This window comes from Sphingomonas vulcanisoli (genome assembly GCF_011761305.1).
In the GTDB taxonomy this organism is placed as follows: Bacteria; Pseudomonadota; Alphaproteobacteria; order Sphingomonadales; family Sphingomonadaceae; genus Sphingomonas_I; species Sphingomonas_I vulcanisoli.
On record NZ_JAAOZC010000003.1, the window covers coordinates 67,916 to 87,930 of the forward strand.

A 20,015-nucleotide genomic window follows, 5' to 3' on the forward strand; every position below is an offset into this window, starting at 1 on the left:
GGGGAGGGGCAAGGGGTGGGGTAGCGGCGGCGGGGGCTCGATGCCCCTGGCGTCGCTTTTGGGGCGACCGGACTCCCCCACCCCAACCCCTCCCCTGAAGGGGAGGGGCTTTAGGTCACCGCGGGCATTTCCTTGCGACGCTCACCAGACACTTCCCATCCACCTTGGGCGCCTTGATCTCCGCCACCGCCGCCAGCGTCGGCGCGATGTCCACCGTTTCCGCCACGCCGGGCCGCGCGGGCTTCACGCCCGGCCACCAGAACAGGATCGGCACGCGGCGGTCCTCGTCCCAGGGCGTGCCATGGCCGGCGATCATATCGGCAGGCGCTTTGGGCATGTAGAGGCTGGTGTGGTTGCGGAACTCGACCGCAATGTCGCCGCTGCGCAGCGGATCATAGCTTTCGCGGTAACGCTGCAGCAACGTCAGCGTCTCGACGGGTTTGCCGACCGGCATCGGCGTCGCGGCGATTTCCTCGGGCGTATGGACCGCGAACACTTCCGGTCGCGCCTTGAGCCAGGCGATCGCGGCGGCGCGGATCTGCGCGCGCGCTGCGGGATCGGCGACGCCGGTGATGAAGATCTGCTGCGCATCTTCGCCCTTCATCGCCAGATCGGGCAGACCGAAGCGCGCGCGCATCGCGGCGGTGAGTTCCTCGAGCAGATGGCCGGAATCGACCCGCTCCGCATCGACGCCGGTCCCGCGCAACCGTTCGGCGGCGTCGTGCCCGCCATGGTCGGCGGTCAGCACGACGACATAGGGCACGTGCAGGCTGTCGAGCTTCGCGAACAATGCGCCAAGGGTCGCATCGAGCGCCGCCACCTGCGTGCACATTTCCGCCCCGCCGTTGCCGAAGCGATGGCCGACATAATCGGTGGCCGAGAAGCTCAGCGCGAGCAGGTCGGTCGCGGGGCCATGGCCGAGGTGCTCGCGATCAATCGTCGCGCGCGCGAAATCGAGCACCAGCGTATCGAACAGCGGCGAACTGTGCAGTTCGTTGAGGAAATCCTTGCCGCCGGGCTCCAGCCCCAGGCTCTGCTCGGGCGGCACCTTGCCCGACCGAGCGACCGGCCCGAACGTGTACGGCTTCTCCAGCGCGCGGCACGCCGCCGGGGCTTCGGGCCAGAGCGCGGGCGCCGAAGCCTTCCACGCCGCCATCGTCGCCTGGTTGAACGTGTCGGCGGGTCCGGTCACCGCGGGCGTCGCAGGTCCGGCATAGGAAGAGGTGCTGAAGCCCGTGCCATCCAACCACCACCAGACGCCGTCGGCATGTTTGCCGCCCATGGTGATCGCGGCACGGTCCTTGCCCGAAATCGCATAGACGCGCGCGCCCGGCTGCGCCGCCTTGAGCCAGCTGCCGAGCGTATCGACGTGCATGTTCTGCGGCCCGCGCGCATCGGCGTCGGCGCCGGGCACGCTGACGCAATAGACGCTTTTGCCCGTCGCGCGATCGTACCAGACATTGGCGACGATGCCCGTGGTGGCGGGGTGATCGCCGGTGAGGATGGTCGAATGGCCCGGGCAGGTCTCGGTCGCGGCGTGGCTCTGGTAGCCCGTAAAGCTCAAGCCCTGCGAGAGCCGTGCGAGGCCGCCGGTGTAAGTGGGGCGATAGCGTTGATAGAGCGTTAGCGCGAACTGATCGACCGAGATGGCGACGATCAATTTGGGTTGCCGTGGGGCAGGCGCAGCGGCGGCGGGTAACGCGCCGAGCGCCATTGCGATTGCTGCCGCCCAACCTGTCATCCGCATCGTCTCGCTCCCACCGTTGAAAGGCGGCTCATGCGAGGCCCGCGTTGCGGATTTGTGACGGGCGAAGTTGAGGAAGTTGAGGATTGCGGAAGGAATTTGGCGGGACGTGCCAAGCCCTGCGCAAAGCACGATCGGCAAAGTCAGAACTACCGCGAACATCGTCAAACCTGTACCATAAATGTTCCGTTTTGTCAAGCTCCGAGATCCTCCCCGATACGGGGAGGTGGCAGGCCGGAGGCCTGACGGAGGGGGCTATCCATCTGCGTCGCGTTCGATTTTGAGCCCCCTCCACCACGCTTCGCGCGGTCCCCCTCCCCGTGCCGGGGAGGATCGCGTTACCGCCGCCCCAGCGGGCCGAAGCTGAACAGGCCCCGGCGATAGTTCATCACGATCAGCGTCGGCGTGACATCCTGCCCCACATTGATTGCAGCCTCGATCGCATGGGGCTTGGCGTGGCCGAGATAGGGGTTGCCGGCGAAGCCGACGCCGTCGCGCAGCAGGCTGAAGCCGTGGCCACCGCTGGGGTTGTGGATCACCGCCAGCGCATAGGCGCCGGGCGAGGGCGCGCGCAGGCACAGTATCACCGGCCCGGCGGCGGGGACGGGCGCCACCGATCGGCGGAAGGCCTTGCCCGCAGCGATCAATTTGTTGTCGTCTTCCAGAAAGTCGTCGTCGTTGACGGGATAGAGTTCGGCGCGGAGCGTGCCCGTGCGGTGCGACAGCCCTTCGACGGTGATGCGGATCGCAGGGCCGCTCTCGTTGGGGCGGCAGGTGCCCTCCGCGACGCCGAGGCGCGGCGAGGAGGCGATCGCGGCGGCCATCGCGAGCAGCGCGATCACGCCTTGGCCTCCTCCGAAGCCCCCGCCAGATCGAGCGCACCAAGGCCCGCGCCGACCGCCAGATGGGCGGCCAGCGTCAGCCCCGCGATCAGCGAGACGAGCGCGGTGGTATCCGTCTCCCGCCCGATCATGAATGCGGCCAGCCCCGCGAACACCAGATCCTTGTTGGGAATCAAGGGAAGGCGCGAGACGAGCATCCGAAGCGTGACCAGCAGCAGCCACCAGCTGAGCGGTGCGCTCGGCATGATCATCGCCCATAGCGCGGCGGTGAGCGCCAGATTGGCAATGATGCGGACGAGGTGAACGCCCGCGATGAACAGCAGATCGCGGGTTCCGAGGCTGAACAGGAAGCGGCGGAACAGCATCGTCGCCAGCGATCCGACGGTGATGATCGCCGCCGATCCGGTGATCATCTCGCCATCGAAGCCCAGCTTGATGCCGTTGAGCAAGGGCCAGCAGGCCGCGACCAGCACCAGCGTCACGACATTGGCGACTGCGGCGGAGAGGATCGCGACGTCCTTCACCGCCCCGAACGGCGCCGTGACCATCGCGGCATTGCGGCGCGCCCAGGTGTAAAAATAGACCTCACCCGAATAGCCGAGCAGCACTTCGTTGGTGAGGCGTTTGCGCAGCAGCGGCAGGATGGCGCGCTTCGGGAGATCCCAGAGACGATGGAAGATCACCCACTCGCTGGCGGGCTGGAAGAAATAGCTGACGAGAAACACCGCCCAGAACAGCGGCGAGACCGGGGTCATCGCGATCAGGCGGTGGAAATCGAGATTGCGCAGCTGCAGGACGGCGCCGCCGAGGATCGCGATCGACAGCGCCGGCACCAGCCAGCGCTGCACGATCCCCGGCGAAAGCTCCATCCGCTCGAAGTCGAGCGGTGCGCGCGCCGGTTTCGATCGCGCTACCAAACTATCCATTCACCAAATCCTGAGCATGAAAGCGGATGTGCCGTCCCCGTTGGCAAGGTCATCTGCTTCATAGACGCCGCGTCGCCCTAGTTTCCGCAGTGTGAATTTAAGCTTTCGCTTCGTGCGGGTCAATTTCAGAGCTGTGGCGGAGAAGACTCACTTTGCGGCGAACCCGCTGCGGAACGGGCCGATCGGCGGCGTCTTGCCGCTGAATGCTAGAGACCTCACCGCCGATTAGGATTATGGCGCCTGCCATGCCGCACTCCGCTGAAAAGCAGCTGCTGGTCTCGATCCACGACGTTTCGCCGGCGTTCGAGCCGCAGGTCGATCGGCTGCTCGGGCGGCTGACCGGGCTGATGGGATCGCACCGGCTGGCGATGCTGGTTGTGCCAGATCATTGGGGGCGCGCGCCCTTGGGGGCCGCGCCGGCCTTCGCCAGACGCCTGCGCGGCTGGGCCGATGCGGGTGTCGAGATGTTCCTGCACGGCTGGTATCATCGCGACGAGACCGCGCATGCGGGCCAGTGGGATCGCTTCAAGGCGCGGCATTTCACGGCGTCCGAGGGCGAGTTCCTCGGATTGTCCGAAGCGGTCGCGGAGCAGCGGATCGCCGAGGGCCTCGATCTGATCGAACAGGCGACGGGACGCAGCGCGGCGGGCTTCATTGCCCCGGCCTGGCTCTATGGGCCGGGGGCCAAAGCGGCGTTGACCAAGCTGAACGTACCGATCGCTGAGGATCATCTGCGCGTCTGGCGCCCGGCCACGGGCGAGGTGCTCGCCAAAGGCCCGGTGCTGACCTGGGCGAGCCGCAGCCGCTGGCGCACCACCAGCTCGCTTGCCGCGACCATGCTCGGCCGCATCGCGCTCCGCCACCAGCCGGTGGTGCGCATCGCCGTTCATCCGGGCGACACGCACAAAAGCCTAATCCTCGCCGATATCGATCACACCATGCGCCACTTCCTGAAAACCCACAGGCCCGCGCGCTACGCCGATCTCGGCGCTCCTGCCTTGGCGGCGGCGGCATGAAGATCGTGGACGTCTGTGCGTTCTACGCGCCGCGCGGCGGCGGCGTGAAAACCTATATCGAGCATAAATTGCGCGAAGGGCCCGCGCGCGAGCATGAGATCGTCGTGATCGCGCCCGGCAAGGAGGACCGTATCGAGCTGCGCGGGCCGCTGGCGCGGATCGTCTGGATGCAGTCGCCGATCTTCCCGCTCGATAGCAATTACCGCTTCTTCGCCGATCGCGATCGCCTTCATGCCCTGCTGGATGCCGAGGCTCCCGACATGGTCGAGGTCTCGTCGCCATGGCGCAGCGCATCGATCATCGCGGGTTGGCGAGGCGCCACGCCCAAGGCGCTGATCGCGCATGCCGATCCCTTGTCCGCCTTTGCCTATCGCTGGTTCGGCGGCGTCGCCGATCGGCCGACGATCGACAAGGGCTTCGATTGGTATTGGCGGCACCTGCGCCGGATCGACCGCGATTTCGATCTGGTCGTGAGCGCCAGCGAGAGCCTGTCGGCGCGGCTGCGTGAGGGCGGGCTGACCAAGGTGGTGACCAACCCGATGGGCGTGGAGGCCGGGGTCTTCTCGCCCCTGCACCGCGACGAACGGCTGCGCGCCGATCTGCTCGCGCAATGCGGGCTGCCGGCGGAGGCGACGCTGCTGCTCGGCGTCGGCCGCCATTCTCCCGAGAAACGCTGGGAGATGGTGATTGGCGCGGCGACAGCGGCGGGCGGTCGGGCGCCGGTCGGGTTGGTCTTGGTCGGCGGCGGGCGGACGCACCGGCGCACCGCCAAGGCCATCGCCGGCAATCCGCACATCGTCGCCCTGAAGCCGATCGCCGATCGCCCCGCGCTCGCCCGTCTGATGGCCAGCGCCGACGCGCTGATCCACGGCTGCGAGGCGGAGACCTTCTGTTTTGCGGCGGCCGAGGGGCTGGCCTCGGGCCTGCCGCTGATCGTGCCGGACGAGGGCGGCGCCAGCGACCAGGGCCGCGCCTCCGCGGGCTATCTCTATGAGGCGTCCAATCCGGTCGCCGCTACCGAGGCGATCCTGCGCTTCGTTCGCGATCGCGCGGCGGGCGTGTCGCGCGCTTATGCCGAGCCGCGCACCATGGCCGCGCATTTCGATGCCTTGTTCGCGATCTATGCGCAGCACGTGCGCCGCGACGAGCGCCGCCGCGCCTAGCGCCTAATCGATCAGCACTTTCTTGAGCGCGGCCAGCTTACCCCTCAGGCCGCGCGCCTTATCGAACGTCTCATCGGCGGCGGCGCGATAATCGGTGTCCGTGCGCGCTTCTGCGAAGTTCTTCGCGGGCGTCACCGCCGAATAATAATAGAGCGCGATCGAGTTGCGCCGCACATCGGCGGGGCAGGAAAGCGCGTGCCGGTGGCCGTGGAACGAAGCATCATCGGTGGTGAAGACGAGCATGCGGTTCATCGTCGGCAGCAGCGACACCTCGGGCTCCCGCTGCGGATCGCTGAACAGCTCGATCCGGCCGCCCCAATCCTCCTGCCAATCATCGTTGAGATAGAGCAACACATTGAGACGGCGATAGAGCTGCAGCGGTTCGTGCCAGTTGAAATCGGCGTGGATCTTCAGATACCCCCCGGTTCCGATCGAATGGATGCCGCCCCCTTCCAGATACGGGTCCGGCACCAGCGCTTTCTCTCCGGTGAGTTCCTGAAGCCATTTGATGAAGCGCGGGCGGGAGGCCTCGTCGATGACGGTCTGGACAGAGGCGGGAAGCTTATCGATGTCGCCGCAATAGCGCTTCTGCTTGGAACCGTAGAACTGCTTTTCGCCATCCCATTCCGCGAAGGCTGCGATATCGCGCGCGCAGTCGGCCAACAAATCCTCATCCCACGAATCCTCAAAGAGGGCGTGTGGAAACGGAATCGCGGACGAATAGAGATCAGCATCGACAATTGGATACCGGAAGAGTGTCCGAGTCTTGGTGCTGATATCTTGCATGGCGCTGAACAATAGCGTCGACACAGGACGAGACGGCGATCTATCTGATCCAAATTGGATGCTTTGCCGCGATGCCGGACAGGGCTAGGTGAGGGGCATGGACATCGACAGCCTCGACGATCGCACCGCCGCCGCCGCCTTCCGCCGGCTGGTCAAACACCTCCGCCACCGCAGCGATGCGCAGAATGTCGATCTCATGGGGCTGGCAGGCTTCTGCCGGAATTGCCTGTCCGATTGGGTCAGCGAGGCGGACCCAGGCATCGATCGCGAGACGGCGCGGGAGGTGGTCTACGGAATGCCTTATGCGGAGTGGAAGAAGAAGCATCAGGCCGAGGCGACGCCCGAGCAGATCGAACGGATGAACGCGAGCGTGGCGAAGAATGCATAAGCCCTCTCCCCTCCGGGAAGAGGGTTGGGAGAGGGGGAGTTCGAGACGATTTAGCGCCCACTTCGTGGCATCTGGCGCCCCCTCTCCCCGGCCCTCTCCCCGCTGGCGGGGAGAGGGAGACTCACCCCACCCCATTCGCCTTGAAGTGCGCAATGGCCCGCGTCCAGCCGTCCTTGGCCGCCGCCTCATTGTAGCTCGATCGATAATCGGCGTGGAAGCCGTGCTGCGCGTCGGGATAGAGGATCAGGTCCGATCCCGTCTTGCCCGCTGCCTTCAGCGCGGCGCGCATCGCCTCGACATCGCTGGGGCTGATGCCTTGGTCTAGCCCGCCGTAAAGGCCGAGCACCGGCACCTTGAGCTCGGCGGCGCGGGGGATGACGCCCTTGAGCTGGCCATACCAGGCGACCCCGGCCTTGACGTCCGGATCCTGCATCGCCGCGCGCCAGACCACCGCGCCGCCCCAGCAGAAGCCGGTGATGCCGATCTTGGCGGGCGCCACGAACGTCTGCGCCTTCAGCCAGCTAGTGGTCGCCAGGACATCGCTATCGACCTGTGTCGGCGTTGCCTGCGCCACGACCGCCATGATCTGCGTGCGATCGCTGAGCGCGGGCAGATTGACGCCGGCGCGATAGAAGAAATCGGGGGCGATCGCGACGTAGCCGAGCTTGGCGAAGCGGCGGCAGACATCCTTGATATAATCGTGGATCCCGAAAATCTCATTGGCCACGAGGATTGCGGGGTGGTGCCCCGGGGTCTTGGGCCGCGCGACATAAGCGGGCAGAGGGTTGGGCGCGCCGTTGGGGATCAGCGCGGTTTCGATGATCAGGCCGTCATCCGGCGTCGTGATCGGCGCGGCCTCGGCCGAGAAGGCGGCGACCGCATAACCTGCGAAGAACAGCCCGGCGGCGCCGCGTCGCGTGACGTGGAAATCCTCGGGCGCGCTGCCCTCGGGGCGGGTGAGATGCTCCATCGTCGCGACTCCTCTTGGGATTTCTGCTCAACCTAACCGCTGGTGTCGAGCGAAGTCGAGACACGTTTGACCTCGGCGCTTATGGCACGTCCCTTCGACCACGCTCGGTGAGGGCCGGCGTAAGGCCTCAGATCTTCTCGTCGGCGATATCGAGCAGGTAGCGGCCGTAGCGGGTCTTCTCATAGGTTTTGCCGTGGGCGCGGAGCTGGTCGCGGGTGATGAAGCCGTTGACGAAGGCGATTTCCTCCAGGCAGGCGATTTGCATGCCCTGGCGGTGCTGGACGGTGCGCACGAACTCGCTGGCCTCGAGCAGGCTGTCGTGGGTGCCGGTGTCGAGCCAGGCGTGGCCGCGGGAGAGCTGCTCGACCCAGAGCTCGCCCATCTCCATGTAGAAGCGGTTGAGATCGGTGATCTCCAGCTCGCCGCGCGGGGAGGGTTTCACCGCCTTGGCGAGATCGACGACGCGGTTGTCGTAGAAATAGAGGCCGGTGACGGCGTGGTGGCTCTTGGGGTGCTTGGGCTTTTCCTCGATCGATAGCGCACGGCCGTCCTCGGATAGCTCGACGACGCCATAGGATTCGGGATGCTCGACGCGGTAGGAGAAGACCGTCGCGCCCTGTTCGCGCGCCGCGGCGCGCTTGCAGCGCTCGCCGAGGTCCGCGCCGAAGAAAAGGTTGTCGCCGAGCACGAGGCTCGCGGCCTCGCCGTCGAGGAATTCCTCGCCGATCAGGAAGGCCTGGGCGAGCCCCTCGGGCCTGGGCTGGACGGCATATTGGATGTTGAGACCGAACTGCTCGCCGGTGCCGAACAGGCGGACATAATTGTCGAGATAGTCGGGCGAGGAGATGATCAGGATGTCGCGGATGCCGCCGAGCATCAGCACCGACATCGGGAAATAGATCATCGGCTTGTCGTACACCGGCAGCAGCTGTTTGTTGACGGCGAGCGTCGCCGGATGAAGCCGCGTGCCCGTGCCGCCGGCGAGGATGATGCCCTTCACTTTACGTCTGCCCCCAGAAGTTCGTCGGTGATTTCGTCGATGGCGGTCTGCCACGCGCGCGGCTGGATGCCGAACGCTTGTTCGAGCTTGGCGGTGGAAAGGCGCGAATTGGCGGGGCGCTTGGCGAGCGTCGGATAGTCGGCGGTGGTGATCGCCTCGATCTCCGGGCGCGGGCGGCCGTGTGTCGCGGCGCGATCGAGCACCGCCACGGCGAGCTGGTGCCAGTTGGCCTCGCCCGCGTTGACGAAATGATAGGTGCCCCACGGCGGCGCGGCATCGCGGGTGACATGATCGACCAGCGCCAGCAACGTCGCGGCGATGTCGAGTGCCGAGGTCGGGCAGCCCCATTGATCACCGACCACGCGCAGCAGCGGACGGTCGGCGCCGAGCCGCAGCATCGTCTTGATGAAATTGTTGCCGAACGGGCTGACCACCCAAGCGGTGCGCAGGATGATATGCCGGGGGTTGGCGGTGCGGACCGCCTGTTCGCCGCCTTCCTTGGAGGCGCCGTAGACGCCGATCGGCGCGACAGGGTCGCTTTCCTGATAGGCGCCGGATTGCGAACCATCGAAGACATAATCGGTGGAAAGGTGGAGGATCGGGATGCCCGCCTTGGCGCTGGCGGCGGCGAGCGCGGCGGGGCCGATGGCATTGGCCTCCCAGGCGGCGGTGACGTCGGCCTCGGCCTTATCGACCGCGGTATAGGCGCCGGAGCTGATCACCGCCGACCAGTCACGCGACGCGACCATCTCCGCGCAGGATTCGGGATCGGAGATGTCGAGTTCGGCGCGGCGCGGCATCACCAGCTCGAAGCCTTCGGGCGCAAGGCGGGCGAGGGACTGGCCGACCTGGCCCGAGCCGCCGGTGACGAGGATGGGGTTCAAGCGCCTCTCCCCCGTTTGTCCCGAGCGCAGTCGAGGGACGTGCCACGGGCGAAAGTCGGGAACGTGTCTCGACTACGCTCGACACGAACGGGACAGGGGTGGTGGTTCACCCCTTCAGCCCCGCGCGCTGCGTTGCGCCTTTTTCCTGCACCAGCGGCCGCCACCAGCTCTCATTATCCAGATACCAGCGGATCGTCGCCTCGATACCGCTGTCGAAACTCTCCTGCGCCGTCCAGCCGAGCTCGCGCTCCAGCTTGCTCGGGTCGATCGCGTAGCGCGCATCGTGGCCGGGGCGATCGGCGACGTAGGTGATCTGCTCCTTGTAGCTCTTGCCGTCGGTGCGCGGGCGGACCGTGTCGAGCGTCTCGCAGATGCGGTGGACGACCTCGAGGTTGGTCTTCTCCGCACGGCCGCCGATGATGTAGCTCTCGCCGATCGCGCCGCTCTCGAACACACATGTCAGCGCGCGCGCGTGATCCTCGACGAACAGCCAGTCGCGGACGTTGGCGCCCTTACCGTAGACCGGCAGGCCCTCGCCGCCGAGCGCCTTGATGATCATCAAGGGGATCAGCTTTTCGGGGAAGTGATAAGGCCCGTAATTGTTCGAGCAATTGGTGACGATCACCGGCAGCCCATAGGTATCGTGCCAGGCGCGAACGAGATGGTCCGATGACGCCTTGCTGGCCGAATAGGGCGAGTGGGGATCGTAGGGCGTCTCCTCGGTGAAGAAGCCCTCGTCGCCGAGCGTGCCGAATACCTCATCGGTGGAGATATGGTGGAAGCGAAACTTTGCTTTGGCCTCGTCATCCAGCCCGCGCCAGTAGATCAAGGCGGCCTGCAGCATCGAGAAGGTGCCGACGATGTTGGTCTCGATGAACGCCGCCGGCCCATCGATCGAGCGATCGACATGGCTCTCGGCGGCGAGGTGCGTGACCACGTCGGGCTGATACTCGGCCATCGCCGCGCTGATCGCCGCCTGATCGCAGATGTCGGCCTTCAGAAACTGATATTTCGGGCTGTTGGCGATCGGTTCCAGGCTGGCGAGATTGCCGGCATAGGTGAGCTTGTCGACGTTGAGCACGCTGTGCGGCGTGTCGCGGATCAGGTGGCGGACCAGCGCCGATCCGATGAAGCCCGCGCCGCCGGTGACGAGGATGCGAAGAGGTTCGGTCATGCGTCGAGAGGCTCCAGCGGCTGGCCGTCATAAGTGAAGGGGGTGGTCGCCTCATCGAGGGCGGTGAGGATTTCGTCCTTCGGGCTGAGCTTCGGCCCTTCGGGTGGCAGCGGCCAGGGCAGCGCCACGGTCGGATCGTTCCAGATCACGCCGCCTTCGGATTGCGGCGCGTAGAGATTGCTGCACTTATATTCGACCTCGGTATCGGGCAGCAGGGTGACGAAGCCGTGCGCGAAGCCGATCGGTACGAACAGCTGGTGGCCATTCTCGGCGGTCAGCTCGGCCGCGACCCACTGGCCGAAGGTCGGCGAGCCCCGGCGCACATCGACCGCCACATCCCAGATCGCGCCCCGCACGCAGCGAACCAACTTATCCTGGCCATTGGGATCGGCCTGATAGTGAAGCCCGCGCAGCGTGCCGACGTCGCGCGACATCGAATGATTGTCCTGCACGAACGTCACCGCCACCCCCAACTCCGGATAGCGTCCGGCATTGTAGGTCTCGACGAACCAGCCGCGGTCATCTCCAAAACGGCGCGGGCGGATCAATTTGACGGGCATGCGGGCTCCCCAGGGTCGGCAAGCGTTCCGATACGGGAGGGGCGAAGGGCGGTCAAACTCGGTCAGCGGCGCTTTTTGGCCAGCTGCGCAAGCTCGGCGGTCGCCTCGTCAACGCAGGGCTGGTTGCGCGTGGCGGTGCAGGCGGTGCGGTAAAGCTCCCAGGCGATGCTCTGCGCGGGATGGCTCCGCGCGAAATGGGAGGCCAGACCTTCGGCGACCTGGGCCTGATTGTTCGCCAGCAGCCATTGCATGCGCGCGGCCAGCACGTTCGGATCGTCGGGAAAACGCGCGCTGGCGTCGCCCCAGGCGTTCGCCGCCAGCGTCGGATTGCCCCAAGCCGTGTAGATCTTGGGAACGAGAAGCATCGCCTCCACATTATTGCCATTAGCCGCTGCGGCAAGCTGTGCGTCGGTCAGCGCGTCGGCATAGCGCTTGCGCGCCAGGTAGACCTTGGCGCGGACGACCAACGCGGCATCGACTTGGCTGTCGAAGGCGAGCACGTTGCGCGCGACCGCCACGGCGCGATCGGGCTTCCCGGTCACCAGCAGTGCATTGGCATAGCTTGCCGCCGCTTCGGCGTTGCCCGTGCCGATGTTCGCCTTTTCAAGCGGCGCGAGCATCGTCAGCACGGTCGCGGCATGGCCGGTCGTGATGAGCAGATCGCAGAGCCCCGCCTGGCTGCGGCCATTGGCGTGGATCGCCATATCGACGATCTTGGCCAGCGCGGCGTCGGGCGGCAGCGTTGTTCGCCAATATTCGGCGGCGGCCAGCATCAGTTCGGCGAGATGGGGATAGCGGCCGATCAGATCGTTGACGATCGCGTCGGCCCCCTCCTTGTCGCCCCGGGCGAATTTCGCGCGTGCCGCCTCCATCTGATAGCGGGGATCGTCGGGCACCAGCCGCGCCAGCGTGAGCGCGGTATCGCGCACGCCCTGCAAATTACCCGCTTTCTGATAGAGTTGGAGCAGCTGGAGCGCGAGTTCCTTGTCGTCGGGGTTGAACACCGCCTGCTGCGCGAGCACGGCGGCGGCGGCGGCGGGCCGGCCCATCGCATCGAGAATATGCGCCTTCAGCGAATAGCCGCCGAGGCTTTGCGGCGCGATCTTGATCAGCTTGTCGGCATAAACCAGCCCCTGCGGCAGCTGCTTTTGATAGAGCGCGATCGCACCGAGCGCGAGCAGGCCGGCGATATCGTCCGGCGACAGCACCATCAGCGGATCGACATAATTCTTCGCGTCATCGTAGCGGCCTGCGCGCACTTCGAGGATCGCCAGGTTCTGGAGCGATTCGACGTTGGCGGGATCAAGATCGAGCGCGTGCTGGAAGGACATCGCCGCCAGCGCGGGCATCCCCGCCGCGCGCTGCGCCCGGCCGAGCTTCACCCAGCGGCGCGGCTCATTGCTGTCATATTTGACCGCCCTCTGCAGCAGCGAGATCGCATAGGGATAGGCCTGTACCGACATAGCGGTATCGGATTGCGCCTCCAGGGAATCGGCCTTCGGCACATTCTGCCCGCACGCCGCCAGCATCAGCGCAAGGCCCAGCACCAGGTGGAAAGGGCGCGGACGCAATAAAGCGCGGTCTGAATGGGAACTATGCAGCCTTTGCACCGCTGCTGCGTAGAGGCTCGATCGCGGTGCTTCAACCTTACAGCAACGAACGCGCGATATGGGGAGACCTCCGGGGTGCCGACTATGTTAACAAGCGAGAACGCCGGCGCGGCGGCATTGACCGGCGTAGTGCGCAGGTCATACAGCGCGAGGGGCGTGGGGTTTTTTGAGAGCGGAATGAAGACCATGAAGCTTTCCCTATCTTCGGCATGCCTTTGGGCCGGCCTTGCGGCATCGGCGGCCATTGCCGCGCCGCCCGCCGCGCCGACGGCGGTACAATCCGCCGCGAGCGCACCGGCGTCGGGCACCTCCACCTATCGGATCAGCCCGGGTGATGGCCTGGAGGTCTATGTCTGGGGCGACGAACGGCTGCAGCGGACGCTGACCGTACTGCCCGATGGCTCCTTTTCCTTCCCGCTCGCCGGCACGGTGATGGCGGCGGGGCACACCTCGAACGAAGTGGAGACCCAACTCTCCAAGCTGCTTGCCGGCCAGTATAAGGGCGTACCGCCACAAGTGACGGTCTCGGTCCGCGCGCCTTCGGGGATGCAGATCTCGGTGATCGGCAAGGTCCATTCGCCGGGCACCTTCTCGCCCACTCGCTATCTGACCGTGCTCGATGCGCTGGCGCTTTCGGGCGGGCCGACCGATTTCGCCGATGTCGGCGGCATCGTGGTGCTGCGCAACGTCAACGGGCGGCTGACCACGCTCAAGGCCAAGCTCGGCGGTATCCTGAAGGGCAAGGTGGGGGATGGCGATCTCGCCGATATCCCGATGCTTCAGGCCGGCGATACGGTAATCGTTCCTTGAGGAACCGCACGTCGCTGGCTCTGGCGATCGCCGGGGCAAGCGTGATGTCGAGCGCCGCAAGCGCCGCCACCACCACCTTCGGCGGCGTCGTCACCGCGCGCGCCGGCTACGGCAAGAATCCGAACTTTCAGTTCGGCGACGACAGCAGCGGTGCGCTGTTCGGCGGTACGCTTTCGGCGACACTGGCCCGGCTGACCGCAAAGGGCCGCACCGCGCTGACCGGCACCGCCGATCTGGCACAGGCGACCGGTGGGAGCGGCCGTACAGAAAACTATCTGGTACAGCTCAGCCACGCCCAGCAATTCACCCCCAAATTCTCACTGTCGGGGGATATTGCCTATGACGACAGCACCAACCCTTCCGCCAATTACAGCACCGAGAGCCGTGATCTGGTGCCCATCGGCGATGCTCTGACGATCGGCACGCATACCCGCCAGATCTCCGGCGACATCAACGCCGCCTATCAGCTGGATTCGAAGGACTTATTCCAGGGTGGGCTCGATTTCGCGCACACCACCTATGCCAGCGGGATCGGCAGTACCTACACGCAATATGGCGGCAGCCTCGGCTATCTTCGCACGATCAGCGCGGCGACGCGGATCGGCTTCCAGCTTTCCGCGCTGCACGTCGCTTCGGACAATTTTCCGGGCAGCTCCTCCTTCACAGGCGGCCTGGCGCTGACGCAGAAGATCGGTCCACGCTGGACCTTTCAGGGCGGGGTCAACGGTGTGCTGCAGAAGCAGGGCGGCGCCAGCTTCAAGACGATCGGCTTCAATGGATCGTTGTGCGGCGATTATCCGCGCTACACGATCTGTGTGCTCGGCTCCCGCCAGAGCGCGGCCAGCGGGATCGGTGGCCTGCGCATCGATACGCAGGGCGGCGCACGGTTGAGCTATAAGCTTTCCGCGGTGAGTACGCTCAGCGGTACGCTGACCTATGACATTTCGAATTCCAACAATCCGCTGCTGCCCACCCAGCGGTATATCGATGGCGCGGTGACCTATGCGCGCACCATCACGCAGCGGCTGAGCGCGGGTGTTTCCGGCCGGTATCAGCGGCGGACAAGCGATTCGGTGAATGTCTTCACGGGCGGCCGTACGGTCAGCTATGTTGGCACCGTCAACGTGAGTTACGCTTTCGGAAGGACGTCCTGATGGCCAGCACACCCTATGGGCAAATGGAGGAGACCGGTGGCAGCAACGTGCTGGCGGCCCTCCCGACGATCCTGTGGCAGCGCCGCTGGATCATCATCGTCCCCGCGCTGCTGGCGGGCACGGGTGGTACGATCGCGGCTTTCACGATTCCCAAGGTCTATGAATCGAGCGCGACCGTCCTGATCGAATCGCAGCAGTTGGCGACCGACGATGCGACCACGATCAACGATCTGATCGACGAGCGCATCGCGCGCGCCAAGGAGCGTGTTCTCAGCCGCCAGATGCTGATCCAGCTGATCCGCGCCAACAATCTCTATCCGGAAGAGCAGCAATCGGGCGCCCCCTTTTCCACCATCGTCGACGATATGCGCGATGCGACCGTGATCACCGGCGTCGCGTCCGAAACATCGGGCCAGCGCGCGCTGATGGGGCAGCAGCAGACGATCGCGCTGCGCATCGCCTTCGATTATGCCGATCCTATAAAGGCGCAGGCGGTGACGCAGCAGTTCGTGAACCGCTTCCTGGAGGTCGACGCCAGCGCGCAGCAGAGCAAGGCGACCGGTGCCGCCGTCAGCCTGGAACAGCAGGCCGCGGATCTACGCAACCAGATCCAGGCGATCGAGGATAAGGTCACCAAGATCAAGCAGGAGAATGGCGCAGTGCTCGCCATGTCCGCGGTCAGCACGGGCAATCCGCTGGCCGATGCATCGCGCATCGATGCCGATATCGCCAATCTGAATTCGGAGAATACCAAGCTCCAGGCGCAGTTGGGCGCAGGCGGCGGCGATGCCCAGGTGGCCCAGGCCGAGGCCAATTACCGCGCGCTGCGCTCGCGGTTGTCTGATACCCATCCCGATGTGATCGCCGCCAAGGCTGCGCTGGAGGCGATCAAGGCAGCGTCGGCGGGCGGCGGTAACGGCGCGGATTCGTTGGTCAAGGCGCAGATCGCCGCCAATCGTTCGCAGATCGCCTCGCTGCAGAGCGCCAAGGGCATGATGATATCGCAATCGGCGCAGGCCCGTGACGCACAGGCGCGTGGGCCGGCGATTGCTGCGGAGGTCGATCAGCTCGAAAAGCAGGCCGATGTGCTGCGCGATCAATATCGCCAGATCAATTCCAAATCCTCCAACGCGCAATTGTCGGCGAAGATGGAGACCGAGCAAAAGGGCGAACGCCTGACGCTCGCCGATCCGCCCGTCGTTCCCGATACGCCGATAAAGCCCAACAAGAAGATCTTGGTCGGCGGCGGCTTTGCGGCGGGGCTCGGTTTCGGGCTTGCGCTTGCCCTGTTGTTTGAGCTGCTTTTACGCCCGATCCGCGGCGCGGACGCGGTGAAGAATGCGACCGGTGCGGCGCCGCTCGCGATCATTCCCGATTATGGCCGTAAGGCGAGCTTCCTGATCCGCTGGCTCGAAAGGCGCAACCGCGCCCGAGCGGGTATCGGCGGCTGATCGATCAAAATGGAATAGAAGAATGATATCGCCTTCCACGCCTGAAACGGCCGCGCCGCTGTACGATCTCGACGGAGATCTGCAGCGTTACATCGTGTCGACCGAAGGGCTGGCCGATCAACGCATCTTCGGCTTCAACAGCGCGGATTCGCGTGGCCGTCCGTTCAAGATGCTGCGCACCCCGATCGCCAAGCTGGTGCTGGAAAAAGGTGTGCGGATCATCGGCATCACGTCCGCTGCGCCGCATGTCGGCAAGACGTTCGTCACCGCCAATCTCGGCGCGGCCCTGTCGCGGATCGCCGAGCTCGATGTCTGCCTGATCGATCTCGATCTCCATCGCCCGGCGCTCGGGCCGCGGTTCGGCATGGAGGATATGGACGGCATCCACGATTACCTGACCGGCGATGTTTCCGATATCCGCACGATCGCCCACCGCGTGAATGACGAGCGGCTGGTGATCATTCCGGGCTTCCGCCGCGATGTCGCGACGGGTGAGCTCCTGACCAATGCGCGCGGCGAGGCGATGTTCGCGGGGATGCGCGCAATGCCCAAATCCACGGTGGTGCTGGTCGACATGCCGCCGATCTTCGCCGACGATGATGCCCAGATCATCGGCGCCCAGCTCGACGGCTTCCTGCTGATCGTCGAGGACGGCAAAAGCACCAAGAAGCAGGCCGAGGACACGATCCGCATCCTTCAGCCGACGCCGCTGATCGGCACGGTGCTCAATCGCTACCGCTACAACCTGTTCAACGATGAATATGGCTATGGCCGGAGTTATGGATACGGCGCTTATTATTGAGCGCGTTCCGGATCCCCTCCCAGCAAGGGAGGGGAGCTAAGCAATTCCTGTCCGTCGCGCGTCATTTCCTGCCACCGCCTCCCCATCCAGGATGGGGAGATCATAGCAGGCCGTGCCGATCAGCCCGCGGGTTTGGCGGCAGGCGCGGGGGCGCCGGCTTTGCCCTGATCTGGCGGGCCGAAGCCGCTCTGATAGGTTATCTTGGCGCCGGATTTGAGCGCATTAAGCTGATCCTGGAGCAGCGAAGCGAACTTCTGCTGGCGCCAGGCGCGTGTTGCGGTCTGCCTGGCGGCGGTAGGATCGGGCTGTACGGCCTGGCGCGCGATGATCACGTTGGCGGTCACTACGCCGGGCTGCGGGATCACGAACGGCTCGCTGGCGGGCAGCTTGTTGATCTGATCGAGCACGGCGGGCGGCACCTGCGCGGTATCGAGATTGGCCTTGCCCCGCTTAAATTGAATGCCGAGCGTCGTCAGGCGTGCAGCGACGGCATCGAGCGAATGATCCTGCGCCAGCGCCTCGAGCGGCTTGGGATTGGCGGGCGGGGTGAAGCGGATCTGATCGAGCTCCAGCACCTCGCGCTTGGCATAGGCATTGGGGTGATCGGCCATGAACTTGTCGAGCTCGGCCTGGGTGGGCACGGGCACCGACGAAAGCTGCTGTTTGGCGTAGGTCTGCGCGAGCAACAGCTCGTCCATCCGCCGCTTTTGGGCGAGGAATTCCGGCGTCTTGTCGAGCTTTTTGTCTTCGGCGGCGCCGACCAGCAGTTTACGATCGATGATCCGCTGCAGCAGCGCGCGCTGCACCACCTGCTTATCCGCATCGGCCGGGAAGGACGTGCCGGTCAGCTCGGTATTGATCTCCTGCAGCGTCACTTCCTGGCCGTTGACGGTTGCCGCCACCTGACCCGATGGGCCTTTCTTGTGGCATCCGGCCAACAGCGCCGTTCCCGCCATAAGGATCGCGATCGCGCCCTTGCTCTTCATTCAATCCAGCTCCTGCCCACTCATTTCGAAATCGCTATCCTAAAGGCGCGCCAATTGCCAATCGATTGTCGTTGCCGCGGCGCATTCATGCATAAGCCGGACCGACGAGCTTGCGCCGCCCATCGCGACCCGCATCGGCCAGCAAATCGCGGCAGAACCGCTCGAGCGCGCGCGTCGCATAGGCTTCGTCGGTATGGATCGTCGACACCCGCAGAAGCAAGCCATCGGGGATCTCGCCGACCAGATTGTTGCGCATGATCGCCAGCCGCTGCTGCGTCCAGCTGGTTGGCAGTACATCGCCGATCCGCGTCCAGTAGAGCACCTGTTCGGTCCGCGTGTCCGATGTCGCAGTGAAAAAGCGCGCGGGCAGCGCATCGCCTGGGCGCACGGTGAGCGGATGCAGCCTTGTATCGGTGAGGCGGAAGCCACTGGCCGGATAACAGATCTCGGGCCGATGGACCTGCAGCGCGCCGCCCTGGCTGCTGCCGTAGGCCGCCACCAGCATGATCGGCAGTTCATTATCGGCGACATAGGATCGGCTGATCTGCTGATCGTAGAGCAATTTGGCGAGTGCATCCGGCGGTGGCAGGACGATCCCCGAGGCGGGTTCATAATGCCACGGCCCGATCTTGAGCGGCACGACCTTTTCCAAGCCGCCCGGCGCGATGCTGGCGATACGGTGGCGCGGCGCGCGCGCCCAGGAGAGCCCGGCGGTGGCGGCCATTGCGCCGCCGATCAGCAGATCGCGGCGCGATGGCCGGCCGAGCTTGGGCAGATCGGTGCTCATCCCTGGCCCGCCCGGGCAAGGCGGCGGCGGAGCGGCGCGATGATCATGTCGATCCCGAAGATGCCGAGCAGCGCGATCGCGAACATCGTCATGCCCGCGAAGCCGTGGAGGAAGCCCTGTGCCACCGGATCGCCGAAATAATATGTGATCAGGATCAGAACCAGCACGCGCACGAAATTGGCCAGCACCGCAACCGGCACGATCGCCAGCATCAGCAGCATCGCATAGCGCCAGTTCGCGTTGTGCCGCATATAGACATAGAACAGCCCGATCGCCGAAAGGCTGATGATCGAATTGAGCCCCGAGCAGGCGGCGGCGACCAGGATATCATATTGATCGACGGTGATGATCACGCCGGTGCGCGCGATCGGAAAGCCGAAGGCATCGAGCAGCGCGACCGCAGCGCGGCTGATGCCGAGCTTCAGCGGCTGCGTCACCGCCGCCACCACCGAATCCGGCGGCGGGAACAGGAAGAAGAAATAGAGGATCGGAAACCAGATCAGCCGCATCGCACGCATGCCGAGGTAGACATAAGCGACATCGATCAGCACCGCATACAGCGCATAGCCTTCGATTTCAGGCGTGCCGCTGATCCGTCCGAGCGCGTAGACGATCAGGAACAGCAGCAGCAGCGGCAGCGCGATCGCCAGGCTGCCCGGCGCGATGGCGGGCGTGAATATCTTGCGCATGCGCAGCACCAGCCACAGGCCGGTGGCGAGCACCACGGGGCCGTGCGCGCCCTGCTCGGTGGACCAGCTATCCTGCGCGACCATCACCATCGTCGGCACGATCAGCGCCAGCGCACCGAGCAGCAGCAGCCAGTGCCGCTCCACGATCGCGTGCCGCCAATCGGGCGGCAGCAGATCGGCGCGGGCATGCGCCTCGGCTTCTTTGCTGGGATAAGTGGGTGTCGAGGACATCGTCGGGCGCTTTAGTCGCCTGAACGATGGCGGCAATGGGTT

The 20,015-nt window shown here is 65.4% G+C and carries 20 protein-coding genes; 7 read left to right on the forward strand and 13 right to left on the reverse strand.

Going from position 1 to position 20,015, the window contains the following annotated elements:
- Positions 1-115: 115 nt before the first annotated feature.
- The 3 genes from FHS31_RS06930 to FHS31_RS06940 all read right to left on the reverse strand — a co-directional run bounded on the left by FHS31_RS06930 (position 116) and on the right by FHS31_RS06940 (position 3,512).
- Positions 116-1,906 (reverse strand): alkaline phosphatase family protein, encoded by a 1,791-nt coding sequence (locus FHS31_RS06930; protein ID WP_243843328.1) that lies wholly within the window; start codon positions 1,904-1,906, stop codon positions 116-118.
- A gap of 176 nt (positions 1,907-2,082) precedes the next feature.
- Positions 2,083-2,586, reverse strand: a complete 504-nt coding sequence (locus FHS31_RS06935) for a DUF2141 domain-containing protein (protein WP_341786309.1) — start codon at positions 2,584-2,586, stop codon at positions 2,083-2,085.
- Entirely contained in the window at positions 2,583-3,512 is a 930-nt protein-coding gene (locus FHS31_RS06940) for a hypothetical protein (RefSeq protein WP_243843329.1), read from the reverse strand. The genes FHS31_RS06935 and FHS31_RS06940 overlap by 4 nt, the downstream gene beginning before the upstream one ends.
- Positions 3,513-3,757: 245 nt before the next feature.
- Between FHS31_RS06940 and FHS31_RS06945 the strand changes: the two genes are divergently transcribed.
- Together FHS31_RS06945 and FHS31_RS06950 are read left to right on the forward strand one after the other, a co-directional pair.
- Positions 3,758-4,528 (forward strand): DUF2334 domain-containing protein, encoded by a 771-nt coding sequence (locus tag FHS31_RS06945; RefSeq protein WP_167072653.1) that lies wholly within the window; start codon positions 3,758-3,760, stop codon positions 4,526-4,528.
- Entirely contained in the window at positions 4,525-5,691 is a 1,167-nt protein-coding gene (locus FHS31_RS06950) for a glycosyltransferase (RefSeq protein WP_167072654.1), read from the forward strand. The genes FHS31_RS06945 and FHS31_RS06950 overlap by 4 nt, the downstream gene beginning before the upstream one ends.
- Before the next feature lie 3 nt (positions 5,692-5,694).
- On the opposite strand, the gene FHS31_RS06955 is transcribed toward FHS31_RS06950, so the two are convergent.
- The gene (locus tag FHS31_RS06955; RefSeq protein WP_167072655.1) at positions 5,695-6,357 is read right to left on the reverse strand and encodes a 2OG-Fe(II) oxygenase; all 663 of its coding nucleotides are present in this window, start codon (positions 6,355-6,357) and stop codon (positions 5,695-5,697) included.
- Positions 6,358-6,574: 217 nt separating this feature from the next.
- On the opposite strand from FHS31_RS06955, the gene FHS31_RS06960 reads away from it, so the two are divergent.
- Positions 6,575-6,865, forward strand: a complete 291-nt coding sequence (locus tag FHS31_RS06960; RefSeq protein WP_167072656.1) for a DUF1244 domain-containing protein — start codon at positions 6,575-6,577, stop codon at positions 6,863-6,865.
- 121 nt (positions 6,866-6,986) lie between these two features.
- Here the strand turns inward: FHS31_RS06960 and FHS31_RS06965 are convergent, their stop codons facing one another.
- The 6 genes from FHS31_RS06965 to FHS31_RS06990 form a co-directional block, all read right to left on the reverse strand.
- Positions 6,987-7,835 (reverse strand): dienelactone hydrolase family protein, encoded by an 849-nt coding sequence (locus FHS31_RS06965; RefSeq protein WP_167072657.1) that lies wholly within the window; start codon positions 7,833-7,835, stop codon positions 6,987-6,989.
- A gap of 127 nt (positions 7,836-7,962) precedes the next feature.
- Positions 7,963-8,835: a glucose-1-phosphate thymidylyltransferase RfbA gene (gene rfbA, locus FHS31_RS06970; protein WP_167072658.1), complete on the reverse strand. Its 873-nt coding sequence runs from the start codon at positions 8,833-8,835 to the stop codon at positions 7,963-7,965.
- Positions 8,832-9,719, reverse strand: coding sequence for a dTDP-4-dehydrorhamnose reductase (gene rfbD, locus FHS31_RS06975; RefSeq protein WP_167072659.1), 888 nt, complete (start codon positions 9,717-9,719; stop codon positions 8,832-8,834). The genes rfbA and rfbD overlap by 4 nt, the downstream gene beginning before the upstream one ends.
- 106 nt (positions 9,720-9,825) lie before the next feature.
- Positions 9,826-10,893: a dTDP-glucose 4,6-dehydratase gene (gene rfbB, locus FHS31_RS06980; RefSeq protein ID WP_167072660.1), complete on the reverse strand. Its 1,068-nt coding sequence runs from the start codon at positions 10,891-10,893 to the stop codon at positions 9,826-9,828.
- Complete coding sequence (gene rfbC, locus FHS31_RS06985; RefSeq protein WP_167072661.1) at positions 10,890-11,453, reverse strand: dTDP-4-dehydrorhamnose 3,5-epimerase; 564 nt, start codon at positions 11,451-11,453, stop codon at positions 10,890-10,892. Before rfbC ends, rfbB begins: the two co-directional genes overlap by 4 nt.
- A 62-nt stretch (positions 11,454-11,515) precedes the next feature.
- A complete protein-coding gene (locus FHS31_RS06990; RefSeq protein ID WP_167072662.1) occupies positions 11,516-13,000 on the reverse strand; it encodes a tetratricopeptide repeat protein in 1,485 nt (494 codons plus the stop codon).
- 240 nt (positions 13,001-13,240) lie between these two features.
- On the opposite strand from FHS31_RS06990, the gene FHS31_RS06995 reads away from it, so the two are divergent.
- Genes FHS31_RS06995 through FHS31_RS07010 form a run of 4 tightly spaced genes read left to right on the forward strand, consistent with a single transcriptional unit; the run spans position 13,241 to position 17,280 of the window.
- Positions 13,241-13,873 carry a polysaccharide biosynthesis/export family protein gene (locus tag FHS31_RS06995; RefSeq protein ID WP_243843330.1) on the forward strand — a complete coding sequence of 211 codons (633 nt, stop codon included), beginning with the start codon at positions 13,241-13,243 and terminating at the stop codon, positions 13,871-13,873.
- 44 nt (positions 13,874-13,917) lie between these two features.
- On the forward strand, positions 13,918-15,027 hold the full coding sequence (locus FHS31_RS07000; protein ID WP_167072663.1) for a hypothetical protein: 1,110 nt from the start codon (positions 13,918-13,920) through the stop codon (positions 15,025-15,027).
- The gene (locus FHS31_RS07005) at positions 15,027-16,478 is read left to right on the forward strand and encodes a GumC family protein (RefSeq protein ID WP_167072664.1); all 1,452 of its coding nucleotides are present in this window, start codon (positions 15,027-15,029) and stop codon (positions 16,476-16,478) included. Before FHS31_RS07000 ends, FHS31_RS07005 begins: the two co-directional genes overlap by 1 nt.
- A gap of 22 nt (positions 16,479-16,500) precedes the next feature.
- Complete coding sequence (locus tag FHS31_RS07010) at positions 16,501-17,280, forward strand: CpsD/CapB family tyrosine-protein kinase (protein WP_167072665.1); 780 nt, start codon at positions 16,501-16,503, stop codon at positions 17,278-17,280.
- Between the two features lie 119 nt (positions 17,281-17,399).
- On the opposite strand, the gene FHS31_RS07015 is transcribed toward FHS31_RS07010, so the two are convergent.
- The 3 genes from FHS31_RS07015 to xrtV form a co-directional block, all read right to left on the reverse strand.
- Positions 17,400-18,266, reverse strand: coding sequence for an EpsD family peptidyl-prolyl cis-trans isomerase (locus FHS31_RS07015; protein WP_167072666.1), 867 nt, complete (start codon positions 18,264-18,266; stop codon positions 17,400-17,402).
- Between the two features lie 85 nt (positions 18,267-18,351).
- Positions 18,352-19,053: an exosortase-associated protein EpsI, V-type gene (gene epsI / locus FHS31_RS07020; RefSeq protein ID WP_167072667.1), complete on the reverse strand. Its 702-nt coding sequence runs from the start codon at positions 19,051-19,053 to the stop codon at positions 18,352-18,354.
- Positions 19,050-19,973, reverse strand: a complete 924-nt coding sequence (xrtV, locus tag FHS31_RS07025; protein WP_243843331.1) for an exosortase V — start codon at positions 19,971-19,973, stop codon at positions 19,050-19,052. The genes epsI and xrtV overlap by 4 nt, the downstream gene beginning before the upstream one ends.
- Between the last annotated feature and the right edge of the window lie 42 nt (positions 19,974-20,015).